The sequence below is a fragment of the Mesorhizobium sp. B2-4-13 genome, from assembly GCF_006658535.1.
GTDB lineage: Bacteria > Pseudomonadota > Alphaproteobacteria > Rhizobiales > Rhizobiaceae > Mesorhizobium > Mesorhizobium australicum.
The window spans coordinates 311,687-325,000 of record NZ_VFVB01000007.1 but is presented as its reverse complement, the minus strand read 5'-3'; the positions used below and the strand labels follow the sequence as shown (position 1 = coordinate 325,000).

The 13,314-nt window shown below is 63.7% G+C and carries 10 protein-coding genes (1 of these 10 running past the window's edge); 2 read left to right on the top strand and 8 right to left on the bottom strand.

Annotated features, from left to right (window positions below; translation table 11 throughout):
- Positions 1-400 carry the 3' portion of a M23 family metallopeptidase gene (locus FJ936_RS20895; protein WP_181171066.1) on the top strand. Its footprint begins 1,571 nt before the window's first position, so 400 of the gene's 1,971 nt are visible here — the last part of the coding sequence; its start codon lies off the left edge, out of view; the stop codon is at positions 398-400.
- Between the two features lie 3 nt (positions 401-403).
- Here FJ936_RS20895 and FJ936_RS20890 read toward each other — a convergent pair whose 3' ends face one another.
- Complete coding sequence (locus FJ936_RS20890) at positions 404-1,969, bottom strand: MFS transporter (protein ID WP_140787785.1); 1,566 nt, start codon at positions 1,967-1,969, stop codon at positions 404-406.
- Between the two features lie 254 nt (positions 1,970-2,223).
- On the opposite strand from FJ936_RS20890, the gene FJ936_RS20885 reads away from it, so the two are divergent.
- Positions 2,224-2,856, top strand: coding sequence for a TMEM175 family protein (locus FJ936_RS20885; RefSeq protein ID WP_140787783.1), 633 nt, complete (start codon positions 2,224-2,226; stop codon positions 2,854-2,856).
- A 52-nt stretch (positions 2,857-2,908) separates the two neighbouring features.
- Here the strand turns inward: FJ936_RS20885 and FJ936_RS20880 are convergent, their stop codons facing one another.
- From FJ936_RS20880 to ptsP, 7 genes are all read right to left on the bottom strand, one after another.
- Entirely contained in the window at positions 2,909-4,393 is a 1,485-nt protein-coding gene (locus FJ936_RS20880; protein WP_140787933.1) for a L,D-transpeptidase family protein, read from the bottom strand.
- 148 nt (positions 4,394-4,541) lie between these two features.
- Positions 4,542-4,907, bottom strand: coding sequence for an MmcQ/YjbR family DNA-binding protein (locus FJ936_RS20875; protein ID WP_015315606.1), 366 nt, complete (start codon positions 4,905-4,907; stop codon positions 4,542-4,544).
- 58 nt (positions 4,908-4,965) lie between these two features.
- Positions 4,966-7,572, bottom strand: a complete 2,607-nt coding sequence (gene clpB, locus FJ936_RS20870; protein WP_140713109.1) for an ATP-dependent chaperone ClpB — start codon at positions 7,570-7,572, stop codon at positions 4,966-4,968.
- A 218-nt stretch (positions 7,573-7,790) separates the two neighbouring features.
- A complete protein-coding gene (locus FJ936_RS20865) occupies positions 7,791-8,768 on the bottom strand; it encodes a DUF4167 domain-containing protein (RefSeq protein WP_140787781.1) in 978 nt (325 codons plus the stop codon).
- 304 nt (positions 8,769-9,072) lie between these two features.
- Positions 9,073-9,951, bottom strand: coding sequence for a peptide chain release factor N(5)-glutamine methyltransferase (prmC, locus tag FJ936_RS20860; RefSeq protein ID WP_140787777.1), 879 nt, complete (start codon positions 9,949-9,951; stop codon positions 9,073-9,075).
- Complete coding sequence (gene prfA, locus FJ936_RS20855) at positions 9,944-11,023, bottom strand: peptide chain release factor 1 (RefSeq protein ID WP_015315602.1); 1,080 nt, start codon at positions 11,021-11,023, stop codon at positions 9,944-9,946. The genes prmC and prfA overlap by 8 nt, the downstream gene beginning before the upstream one ends.
- 10 nt (positions 11,024-11,033) lie before the next feature.
- Positions 11,034-13,304 carry a phosphoenolpyruvate--protein phosphotransferase gene (gene ptsP / locus FJ936_RS20850; RefSeq protein WP_015315601.1) on the bottom strand — a complete coding sequence of 757 codons (2,271 nt, stop codon included), beginning with the start codon at positions 13,302-13,304 and terminating at the stop codon, positions 11,034-11,036.
- Positions 13,305-13,314 lie beyond the last annotated feature (10 nt).

Genomic DNA, 13,314 nt, shown 5'->3' with positions numbered 1-13,314 from the left:
CACGCCGATTATCGCCGCCGGCAATGGCGTCATCGAGAAGGTCGGCTGGGCCGGCGGCTATGGCAAGCAGATCATCATTCGCCATGCCAATGGCTACGAGACTTCGTACAATCACCAGAGTGCCTTTGCCAAAGGTATGGAGCCGGGCATGCATGTGCGTCAGGGCCAGACTATCGGCTATCTCGGCCAGACCGGCCTGGCCACAGGTCCGCACCTGCACTACGAGTTGATCGTCAATGGCACCAAAGTCGATCCGATGCGCGTCCGTCTACCGGTCGGCAAGGTGCTGAAGGGCGACGATCTCGTCGCCTTCAAGCGCGAGCGCGAGCGCATCGACGATCTGCTGAAACAGGAAGATGGCAATTCGCTGAAGGTCGCCAGCGCCAAGATCGAAGGCTGAGACTCAGCCTTCGCCCTGCCGAGGTTCGGCGCGCCGCGACCACGGCAGCGCTTCGCCCGAAATCGTCATCCAGGCAATGACAGCGGAAAGCAGGCATAGCAGCGCCGTCACCAAGGAGACGGCGGAAAAGGCTGCGTCGCTGGCGGCGATCCTCGCCGCATCGAGTGCCGGCGAAAGTCCTGCTGGTGGCGGTTCGCCGAAGCCAGGCACGCCGGGCGCGGCATTTACCTCCAGGGCATTGGCGTAGATCCAGGCAGCGAGCGACCCCATCGCCGCCACCGCGATCAAGCCGCCGATGCGTGAGACGGCGTTGTTGATGCCGGAAGCCGCGCCGGTGTCCTTGTCTTCCACCGCCGTCATGATGGCGGTGGACAATGGCGATACGACCAACGCCATGCCGAGCCCCATCAGCGCCATCAAGGGGAAGATGCCGGTCCAGAAATGGTGAAAGCCGGCATAGGCGAGCAAGGCCAGCCCGGCGAAGGCAACCGCCACGATCAGGCTGCCGCAGGCAATGGGAAAACGGGGCCCGATCCGGTCCGACAGCTTGCCGACGGGCCCCGACAGAAGCGCGATCGCCGCCGACAGCGGCAGGAAGATGAAGCCGACCTCGGCGGTGCTCAGTCCCCAGCCTGCAATCAGCAGCATCGGCAGATAAAAAAGATTGGCTGACAGTGCGAAATAGAGAAAGAACGTCGCGACGTTGGCGCCGGCGAAAGCACCGATGCGAAACAGGCTGAGATCTATCATCGGCTCGCGCTGCCGCCGCTCGAACAGGATGAAGACGACAAGCAGCACGGCGCCGGCGGCAATGCTTGGACCGGCCATGTGGCTCTCGCCGCTGGCGCTCATTGAAGTCAGCCCATAGGCGAGCGCGCCGAAGGCCAGCGTCGCAAGCGCCCCGCCGGCAAGGTCAAGGCTGCGTTTCTCCGTCGGCGCATCGGCCGGAATCTTGGCGAGCAGCAGATAGATCGAGATCAGGCCGAGCGGCAGATTGACGGCAAAGATCGCCCGCCAGATGCCGCCGCCGAAAGCCGAGAGCACCAGGCCGCCGAGCACGGGGCCGAGAGCGGTGGTCAGCGCCGAGGCCGCCGCCCAGATGCCGATCGCCCTGCCGCGTTCCTTCTTCGGATAGGCCTTGGCGATAATGGCGAGACTGCCCGGCACCATGATCGCGGCGCCGATGCCCTGGAGCGCGCGAAATGCGATCAGCACGACAGCGTTCGGCGCCAGCGCACAGGCAAGCGAGGTCACGACGAACAGCGCAATGCCGGCCACGAAAGCATGGCGCAGCCCGAACCGATCGCCTGCGGCACCGCCGGCAAGGATCAGCGCTGAGAGTGTCAGCGCATAGGCATTGGAAATCCACTGCGCCTCGGCAAGGCTGGCGCCGAGGTCGACGCGGATCGCCGGCATGGCTATCGCCAGGATCGATCCGTCGATGAAGCCGAGCGCCGAGGCCAGGATCGCCGCGATCAACACATAACGCCGCTGCGATTGCGGGCAGAACGTGCCGTTCGCGACCGGAGCGGTCAGCGGAACGGCGGCGGCTTGATTGGGCGCATGCATGCCACCCTCATTAGACCGTCGGCGCGGCGGCAACAACCGGCCAGCGGCTTGTTGTCCTTGAAACCAGCCATATTGCCAGGGATTGCATCTGCCCCGATGCAAACCGCGGCAGTCATGCTAATGCATGTCGCGCAAAAGTGACCTCGGCTTTTGCGACAACGACATGCATCAGGCAAGATTTAAAGCGCGTCGCAGGAATCCGTTTCGACGAGACGCGCTTTAGGTTTTCCAGGACCCGCGGGCAGGAGAAATCGATGAAGCGTCCGCTCGAAGCATCGGTTGAGGGGCGCGGCCGTATTGTCGGTATCACCGATGGCGTGTTCGCCATCGCGCTCACCCTGATCGTGCTCGAGATCAGGGTGCCGGCGCATGACGTGATCCACTCCGAACATGATCTGCTCGCCGCCATCGCGGCACTCGCGCCACGCTTCCTCACCTATGCCTTGAGCTTTCTGACCCTGACCATCTTCTGGTTCGGCCAGCAGGCCCAGCATGGTTTGATCGCCAAATCCGACAGACGGCTGGCCACGCTGAACCTCTGCTTTCTCGCCTTCATCGCGCTCTTGCCGTTCTCGACCGACCTTCTGGCCGATTTTCTGGAATTCAGGACCGCTGTGCTGGTTTACTGGCTCAACCTCTTGATGCTCGGCATCACGCTGTTCGTCAGCTGGTGGTATGCGGAGAAGAGCGGCCTTGTCGCGGAGGACGTCGATGCGGAAACGAAACGCACGGTCTACCTGCGCATCGTCAAGGCACAGATCCTGTGGGCCGTCGGCGCCGCACTTTGCCTGATCACCCCGTTGGCGAGCGTCGGCTTCATTCTGGTGGTGCAGTTGATCTACGCGGCAACGCCGAATGTGAAGTGGGTGCGCAGGATCATTGGTTGAGATTTATGTTGAGATTCAGGTCAGGCCGGCATCGCTTGAATATCGACATACCCTACTCGACGAACTCCACCGGCACGCCCGGCGAGACCAGCTTGGCCAGTTCACGCGCGTCCCAATTGGTCAGGCGCACGCAGCCATGGCTCTCGGTCTTGCCTATCTTCGAGGGCTCCGGCGTGCCGTGGATGCCGTAAGTCGGCTTGTCCAGGGCGATCCACACCGATCCGACCGGGCCATTCGGCCCAGGCGGAATGGTCAGGATCTTGTTGTTCTCGCCCTGCTTGAAGTTGATGTTGGGGTTGTAGGTGTAGTTCGGATCGAGCGCGACACGCGACACGGCATGGATGCCGGTCGGGGACGGCGTGTCCGACGAGCCGATGGTGGCGGGGTAGGCCGCGACCAGCTTGCCGGACGCATCATAGGCAAAGACTTCCTTCTTGCCCTTGTCGGCGACGATGCGGGCAACCGGGGTAGAAACCAGTTTGCCGAAATTCGCGACCTTGATGATCGTGCCCGGACGATTGAAGTTGGCGTCCGGATTGAGCGCCTTGAGATAGTTCTCGTCCATGTGGAAGCGCTCGGCCAGCGCCTCGGTGACGGAGGTGAAGCCCATGCGGTCGAGTTGCGCCTTCTGGCTGTAGTCTTCCGGGATCGACGCGACGTAGGGGCCGGCCGCATCCTCCGCGGTGATGGTGTAGTTGGCGAACGCGTCGCCACCGGACTGCGACAATGCGGCCTGGATGCCGACCGAATCGGTCGATTTGAGGCTGCTGCCGTTGATCTGATTGTAGGCCGCCAGCGCCTTGTCGACATTCGAACCGAAGCGCCCGTCGATGACGCCAGGCGAAGCCCCGCCCCGGTCGAGCAGCACCTGCAGTGCCGCGACATCCTGGCGTGCGCCCAGCGAAAGCGACGGATCGACCGACGTCTTGCCGCCAGCCTTTGGCGGCAATGCCGCCTGGTCCGAGGGCGCTGCCTGGTCCGTCGGGTCTGCCGGCCGGACGGGGTCTATCGACGCCTCGTTCAGCGGTTGGCGCTTGATTATACCCGGCTGCGGCGCGTCGGGATAATTGTTGTCGTAACTGCCGTCGTCCTGCGGTGCCGGCGGATAGGCATCGACTGAACCACTTCCGTCAGGATCGTATTCGTCGGCGGGCGGTGGAATGACCCGGCCTTCCTCTTCCAGCTGTCTGCGGCGGAAGCGTGCCATATCCTGGGGGTCGTCGAGATAGTAGCGGTCATCGTCGGCGGGTGCGCGGCCAAGTTCGCGCATCCGGCTCTCTCGGCGCAGCGCCCGCCGGTCGAGCCGTGTCTGTGGCGGCTGGATGGCGATCACCTTGCCGGTGTCCGAATCGACGATGACGCGATTGCCCCTGGCATCGTAATAAATGTCGAGATTGCCGTCCTGCGCGAGCAGAATGCCGCCGCTCCCGGACGTGCGGACAGGCTGGGCGGCACCGTCATGCGTCGGCGCGGCGAACGCATTGGAAAACACCAGTCCCGCGGCAAGCGCCGAAAGGGTGAAGATACTGCGCAGCATCGTGCGAAACTCTCCGGTCCGTATGTGCCGCCGCCCGGCATTGTTCAGTTCGGCGAACCCTTCGCCAGCAAACCAGTTACCCATCATATGGTTCCAACATGAACCGGGCATGAAGATGGCGGTTTTCCGGCGCCTCGAGGAATATTGGCTAGCTTGCGCCAAGCCCCAATTCCTTGCGCGCCTGCTTCGTCAGCTTAAGGGCAACAAGGCGGTGGCTCTCGCGCAGATAGTCCTCCAGCGCACCATCGTCCATGCTCTGGCTTGTCTGACGCTGGATCCACTTCATGCCGCGGGAGGCAAGATAGGGCGCGGGGCGCAGGCCCGGCTGCTCCTTGAGCACGTCATAGGCGATGTCGGAGCATTTGAAGGTGACGAAGAGCTGCCGACCCTGATCCCAGCCACCGATCGCAAACACCTTGGTCCCGACCTTCCAGACATGGGCGCCGCCCCATTGCACCACGTGGTTCGTTGCAGGCAGCGAAGCACAGAAGCCGTTGTAATCGTCCAGCGTCATCAATCCCCCGCCAATTGCATGAAAACGCCGCGCGTCCGGTGGACGCGCGGCGTCTGAGTCAGGCCGCGACCTCGGCCGCGACGATCGCCGGCTTGGAGCGGAAATTCAGCCGGTCGGAACCGGCCGTGACCTTGACCGTCGAGCCGTCCAGTATCTCGCCGAGAAGGATCTTTTCCGCCAGCGGATCCTGCAGTTCCTTCTGCATCACCCGCTTCAGCGGCCGGGCACCATAAGCGGGGTCGTAACCCTTGGCCGCCAGCCACTCGATCGCCTCGGGATCCAGCGACAGCGTGATCTTGCGATCGGTCAGCAGGCTCTCGAGCCGCTTGAGCTGGATCTCAACGATACGGTCCATGTCCTTGCGGCGCAGCCGGTGGAACAGGATCACCTCGTCGACGCGATTGAGGAACTCCGGCCGGAACGATGCCCTGACCACGCCCATCACTTCGTCTCGTACGGCATCGACATCCTGGTCCTCGCCGAGATTGACGAGATATTCGGCTCCCAGGTTCGACGTCATGATGATCAGTGTGTTGCGGAAGTCGACGGTGCGGCCCTGCCCGTCGGTGAGCCGGCCGTCATCGAGCACCTGCAACAGCACGTTGAAGACATCCGGATGCGCCTTTTCGATCTCGTCGAACAGCACGACCTGATAGGGCCGGCGCCGCACCGCTTCGGTCAGCGCACCGCCTTCCTCATAGCCGACATAGCCGGGAGGCGCGCCGATCAGCCGGGCGACGGAGTGCTTCTCCATGTATTCGGACATGTCGATGCGCGCCAGCGCCGTCTCATCGTCGAACAGGAAATTGGCCAAAGCCTTGGTCAGTTCCGTCTTGCCGACGCCGGTAGGCCCGAGGAACATGAACGAGCCGATCGGCCGGTTCGGATCCTGAAGGCCCGCACGGGCACGCCGCACCGCCTTGGAAACGGCCTGCACCGCTTCGCCCTGGCCGACGACACGCTTGCCGATCTCGTCTTCCATGCGCAGCAGCTTGTCACGCTCGCCCTGCAGCATCTTGTCGACCGGAATGCCGGTCCAGCGCGACACGATATGGGCGACGTGGTCGGGCGTGACCACTTCCTCGACCATGCCGGCCTTGCCGTCCTGGGCTTCGGCCTCCTTCAGCTTCTTTTCCAGTTCCGGGATCTTGCCATAGGCAAGCTCGCCGGCGCGCTGGAACTCACCCTTGCGCTGGGCAATGGCAAGGTCGTTGCGCGCTTCGTCGAGCTGCTTCTTCAAGTCGGCCGCTAGCCCGAGCTTCTGCTTCTCGGCCTGCCACTTCGCGGTGATCTCAGTCGATTCCTCTTCCAGGCCGACAAGTTCCTTTTCCAGGCGGGCGAGCCGGTCCTTCGAGGCATCGTCCGTCTCGACCTTCAACGCTTCGCGTTCAATCTTGAGCTGCATGATGCGGCGGTCGATCTCGTCCAGCGCTTCGGGCTTGGAATCGACCTGCATCCTGAGCCGCGAGGCGGCTTCGTCGACGAGGTCGATCGCCTTGTCCGGCAGGAAGCGGTCGGCGATGTAGCGGTTGGACAATGTCGCCGCCGCCACCAGTGCCGAATCGGAGATACGCACCTTGTGGTGCTGCTCGTATTTCTCCTTCAGGCCGCGCAGGATCGAGACCGTGTCCTCCACTGTCGGCTCGTCGACGAAGACGGGCTGGAAACGGCGGGCAAGAGCGGGATCCTTCTCGACATGCTTCCTGTATTCATCGAGCGTGGTGGCGCCGACGCAGTGCAGTTCGCCGCGCGCCAGCGCGGGCTTCAGGAGATTCGACGCATCCATGGCACCATCGGCCTTGCCGGCGCCGACCAGCGTGTGCATCTCATCAATGAACAGGATGATGTTGCCACTGGCCGAAGTGACCTCCGAAAGCACAGCCTTCAGCCGCTCCTCGAATTCGCCGCGATATTTGGCACCGGCAATCAGCGCGCCCATGTCGAGCGCCATCAACTGCTTGTCCTTCAGCGATTCCGGCACGTCGCCATTGACGATGCGCAGCGCCAGCCCTTCGGCGATCGCCGTCTTGCCGACGCCCGGCTCGCCGATCAGCACCGGGTTGTTCTTGGTGCGGCGCGACAGCACCTGGATGGTGCGTCGAATCTCGTCGTCGCGGCCAATCACGGGGTCGAGCTTGCCCGCGCGTGCGTCCGCGGTGAGGTCGCGTGCGTATTTCTTCAGCGCGTCATAGCCCTGTTCGGCACTCGCCGAATCGGCGGTGCGGCCCTTGCGGACGTCGTTGATGACCTGGTTCAGCGCCTGCGCGGTGACACCGGCCTTGGCCAGGATTTCGGCCGTCTTGGCCGATTTCTCCATGGCAAGCGCCTGCAGCAGCCGCTCGACGGTGACAAAGCTGTCGCCGGCCTTCTTGGCCAGTTCTTCGGCGGTCGAGAACACCTTGGCCAGCGGCTGTGCCAGATAGAGCTGGCCATTGCCGCCCTCCACCTTGGGCATCGCCTCGAGCGCCGTCTCGACGCCGAGCTTGACATCGCGGACATTGCCGCCGGCGCGCTCGATCAACGACGCGGCCAAGCCTTCGTCATCGTCGACGAGCACTTTCAGAATGTGTTCGGGGGTGAATTGCTGGTGGTTGCGCGAGAGCGCCATGGTCTGCGCGGACTGGATAAAGCCGCGCACGCGCTCTGAGTATTTCTCAAGGTTCATATTTGTCTCCTTCCATCACCGGCCCGCTTTGCGGCACCGGATCAGATTGCGGTGACGGACCCGCCCATTCGAGCCGGATCCTGTTCAGGCCAGATATGGTGCATGGACCCTTGCCCCTCAAGATGTCGCAATATGGCAGGTGCATAATATTCCACGTCAGCCCAAACGAAAACGGCGGAGATTTCTCTCCGCCGCTCAAGGCCTTGAATGCCGTTCGCTCAGTTGTCGATGTCGGAAACCACGGGTTCGGCACCGCCGCTGTCGACCGGAGCCGCCGCTGTCTCGGCCGCGTCCCCATTTTCGCTGCCGCTCTGGACCTGATCGGCATTGGTGCGCGGACGGCGCGGACGCCGTGGACGGCGGGCAGCACCGCTTTCGCCGGCAGCCTCATTGAGTTCGGCCTGGGCGGCCAGACCTGCCGGTGAAAAATTCTCGAACCGTGGAGCCGGCTCGGCCGCCGCGACGGTCTCGGGCGGCGGAGCGGCCTCTGCCTGGACTTCCGTCTGCCCCGGGGCCTCGTTGCGCTGTTGCTGTCCGCCCTGTTCGGGTGAAGCGTGGTCGCGCTGGCCGTAGCCGCCATTGGGGCGGCGATCGCGATGGCGCCCGCCACCGTTGTCGCGGCCGCCATTGTTGCGACCGTTATTGTCGCGCCCGCTGTTGTCGCGCCCGCTGTTGTCGCGATTGTCGCGACCGTTTTCCCGGTTCAGCGCAACCTCCGCAGGCATGCCCTCGATCACCGGCTGCGGACCTGCGCCATGGTTGATTACGGGAAGCTGTGGATCGGAACCGGCATTGCCGCTGCTATTGCCGGCCCCACTGCCGGCATTGTCGAACTCATCGCGATCGTCATCGCCGTCCTCGTCGAACTCGTCGCGTGCCTGCTGGACGTTCTGGATCGGCATCTGCGCCTGCGCGGCGGCAATGATGCGATTGTAGTGTTCAGCGTGCTGGAGGTAGTTCTCCGCCATCACCCGGTCGCCGGAGCTGTGCGAGTCACGGGCAAGCGTGGCGTATTTTTCGGCAATCTGCTGAGCCGATCCACGGATTTTCACGTCCGGGCCGTTGCTCTCGTAATTGCGCGTAAGCGGATTCGGCCCCTTGCGGTTGTTGTTATTGTTGTTGTTATTGTTATTGCCACCGCCGCCGCCATTGTTGTTGCGACCGCGCATGCGCCTGTTCTGCTGTTGTGGCCTCATTCGACTCTCTTCATCTTGAAATTTTGAAAAACTCCTCACGAACGGAGGCGCTCATGCAGCCAGCCGTTTCGTTTCTTCACCGGCGTTCGCCCGCATCGATTGCGTTGGCGCCACGTGTCATCCTGTTTCCGGTTACATCACTTGCCGGACGATTCCCGCACGAAGCTTGGGCGTCGTTTGCGCAAGAAGGCAGCTATTTCCAAGGAAAAACCGAATCGCTAAGAGCACTGCCTGCTTCGTCTCATCCGGTTAGGCGACCCTAGCCGCATTCCCCGGTATTGCCAAGCGCTTTTTTTGCACTGCGTCAAGACGTTGCCCGTTGAAAAACAAGAACCCTGTCGTTTCCGCCGAGATCGCTAAAAACCTCGCCAGCCGCGTAACCGGCTGCGCGAAATATATCGTTGACGTCGTTGCTTTGCGTGTGGCCGATCTCGACCGCAATCCTGCCTTCGGCTTCCAGAAACCTTGCCGCCTCGGCGGCGATGATCCTGTAGGGGTTCAGCCCATCCACACCGCCATCAAGGGCAAGGCGCGGGTCGAAATCGCGGACTTCGTCCTGCAGATTTCCAATCTCTTGTGTTGGTATATAGGGAGGGTTTGCGGCAATTACATGGTACCGGCCGGAAACTTTTTCAAACCAGTCCGACTGAACCGCCGTGAACCGGCCGCCGAGGCCGAATTGCCCGGCATTGCGGGCCGCCGTGGCCAGAGCGCCGGCGGAGATGTCGACACCGGTGGCGGTCGCGGCCGGCACGACGCTCAGCAACGCCAGGGCGATCGCGCCCGTGCCGGTGCCGAGATCGAGGATGCGGCATGTGCCCTCCCGCGCGGCCATTGCCTTGACGAAGGGCAGCACCGCCTCGACCAGCGTTTCGGTGTCCGGTCGCGGCTCCAGCGTCTCCGGCGACAGCGACAAGCGCAAACCGTAGAACTCGCGATAGCCGAGGATGCGATGCACCGGCTCGCCACGGGCTCGCCGTCTCAGGGCGCCGTCGATCGCGGCGATGGCGTTCCCGTCGATCTTGCACGCGGGGTCGGCGATCGCCTGGGTGCGCGTCGTGCCTGAATAGTGTTCGACGATCAGCCGCGCATCGAGCGCGGGATCATTGATGCCGGCTGCGGCAAGCCGGGTCCGCGCTTCCCGCAGCAGCGGCCCCAGCGCCGCGGGCGGATGGTCAGCCATCGATGCCGATATCGGCCAGCAGCTTCGACTGATGATCGGCGATCAGCGCGTCGACGATTTCGTCGAGTTCACCCATCATCACCCGGTCGAGTTTGTAGAGCGTCAGGTTGATGCGATGGTCGGTGACCCGGCCCTGCGGAAAATTGTAGGTGCGGATGCGCTCGGAGCGGTCGCCGGAACCGACCTGCGACTTGCGCGACTCGGAACGCTCCTCATCCGCCTTGCTGCGCTCCATGTCATAGAGCCGGGCGCGCAGGATCTGCATGGCCTTGGCCCGGTTCTGGTGCTGCGACTTCTCCGCCTGCACCACCATGATGCCGGTCGGCAGATGGGTGATGCGGACCGCGGAATCGGTGGTGTTGACGTGCTGGCCGCCGGAGCCCGAGGCACGCATCGTGTCGATGCGGATGTCCTCGGCCCTGATATCGATGTCGACCTCTTCGGCTTCCGGCAGCACGGCGACTGTGGCGGCTGACGTGTGGATGCGCCCGCTGGCCTCGGTGGCCGGCACGCGCTGGACGCGATGCACCCCGGATTCGAATTTCAGATGGGCGAACACACCTTTACCGGAGATCGTGGCGATGATTTCCTTGAAGCCGCCGGCATCGCCGTCGCTGGCCGATACCGTTTCGAACCGCCAGCCGCGTTCGGCGGCATAGCGCTCATACATGCGAAACAGGTCGCCGGCGAAGAGTGCCGCCTCATCGCCGCCGGTGCCGGCGCGAATTTCAAGAATGGCGTTCTTGTCGTCGGCGGCATCCCTGGGCAGGAGCAGGATCTGGATGTCTTTCTGCAGCGTCTCGATGCGCTCCTCGACGCCGGGCAGATCTGCTTCGGCAAGCGCTCGCATCTCAGCGTCGGTGCCCTTGTCGGCGAGCATCGCTTCGAGGTCGGCCTGCTCGTGCTCGGCAGAGCGCAATTCCCTGACCTTGGCCACCATCTCCTGCAACTCGGCATATTCCGATGCCATCCTCACATAGGCATCCGGCGCCGGCCCGGCCGACATCTGCGCTTCGAGCATCTCGAAACGCTTGACGACTTGATCCATACGATCGCGGGGCAAATTGACCATGATGAGGGTGCTACAACGGGATCGAGCGGTCGTCGGCGAAGGCCTGCAGCAATGCCCGCATCGGCAGCCCTTGCGCCGGCGCCATCAGATTGTCGTCGAAGAAAGCCTTCAGCTCCTCCAGCGGCAGCTCCGTCAGCATGGCCTTGACCGGACCGATCGAGGCCGGCGACATCGAGATCGAGCGGAAACCGAGGCCGATCAGCGCCATCGCCGAGATCGGCTTGCCGGCGAGTTCACCACACAGGGTGACCGGCGTATGATTGCGGGCGCCGGCGTCGGCGATCTGCTTGAGCACGCGCAGGAATGGCGCCGACAACGTATCGAAGCGGTTGGCCAGTTGCGTGTTGCCGCGATCGACCGCCATGACGAACTGGAACAGGTCGTTCGATCCGACCGAGACGAAGTCGACCGCCTTCATCAGTTCGTCGAGCTGGAACAGAAGCGACGGCACTTCCAGCATGGCGCCCAGCTTGAGACTGGTCGGCAGATGATGGGCGAAGCGTGAGAGATGCCGCACCTCGCGGTCGATGATTTCGCGCGCCTGGGCGATTTCGCCGAGCTCGGTTACCATCGGCAGCATCAGCTTGAGCTCGCGCCCGCCGCTGGCCTTGAGCAAGGCGCGGATCTGGGTGCGCAGCAAGCCCGGCCGGTCTAGCGTCAGGCGGATTGCCCGCCAGCCGAGCGCCGGATTCTCTTCCTGGATCGCGCCCTTGAAATAGGGCAGCACCTTGTCGCCACCAATGTCGATGGTGCGGAAGGTGACCGGCTTGCCGCGCGCGGCCTCTAGCACGTCGCGGTAGAGTTTTTCCTGGGCTTCGGCGCGTGGAAAGGTCGACGCGACCATGAACTGCAGTTCCGTGCGGAACAGGCCAATGCCGGCGGCGCCCGCCTCCGCCAACTGCGGTAGGTCGACGGCAAGCCCGGCATTCATCAGCAGGTCGACCTGGACCCCGTCCCGGGTCGTCGACGGCTTCTTGCGCAGTTCGCGGTAGACCTCCTGCCGACGCGCCCGGAACCGCACCTTCTCGGCATAGGCGGCTTCAAGATCGGATTGCGGCCGCAGATGGATCGCGCCTTCCTCGCCGTCGACGATGATGGCATCGCCGTTTTCCGCCATGGAAACGGCGCCTTTCATCTGGCCGGCGACGGGAATGCCCATGGCGCGCGCGACGATGACGACATGGCTGGTCGCCGCGCCATCCTCCAGCACCAGCCCGCGCAGCTTGTCGCGAGGATAGTCGAGCAGTTCGGCAGCGCCCATCGAGCGGGCGACGATGATGGCGTCCTTGGGCAGCGAGGCCGCGACATCCTCGGGTCCACGTCCCATCAGCTGGCGCAACAGCCGGTTGGCAAGATCGTCGAAATCGCTCATCCGCTCGCGCAGATAAGGATCGGTCATGTGCAGCATGCGGGCGCGCATGTCGCTCTGAACTTTTTCGACCGCCGCCTCGGCAGTCAGGCCGTTACGGATCGCCTCTTCCAGCCGCCGTACCCAGCCCCGGTCGTTGGCGAACATGCGGTAGGCTTCCAGCACCTGGCGATGCTCGCCCTCGAAGGCGACATCGCGGCGCTCCAGCATGTCGTCGATGGAAAGCCGCAGAGAACCAAGCGAGGCTTCGAGCCGCCGGACCTCCTCCTCGCTGTCCTCGTTGAACAAATTGGTGACGACGATACGCGGCTCGTGCAGCACGACATGACCGAGCCCGACGCCATCGTTGAAGGACAGGCCGGTGAAGCTGACAGGCCGGCGCAGGTCGAGTTCGAGGCCAGGCCGGGTCAGCCGCGCCAGATCGCCGGTGGCGATCATCTCGGCGATGACCATGGCCGTGGTTTCCAGCGCCTCGACCTCATCGTCGCGGTAGTGGCGCATGGTCTTGTTCTGGACGACCAGGACGCCCAGCGTGCGCCCTGCCCTGAGCACCGGCACGCCGAGGAAGGAATTGTAGATCTCCTCCCCGGTCTCCGGCAGGTAGGCGAAGGCCGGGTGTTCTTGCGCGTTGGACAGGTTGAGCGGCCTGGCACTCGCGGCAATGGTGCCGACCAGGCCTTGCCCTAGCCGCAGCTGAGCCAGATGGACGGCGTTCGGGTTCAGACCTTCGGTGGCGTAGAGCTCCAGCACCGAATCGGCGCGCAGCACGTAGAGCGAGCAGACTTCCGCGACCATGTTGGAGGCGATGTCGCGCACAATCCGGTCGAGCCGCTCCTGCGGCTCCAGCGGCTCCTGCATGAGCTCGCGGAGCCGTTTCAGCAAAACGCGCGGGCCAACGGCCGTGTCACGCATCGCGGCTTCT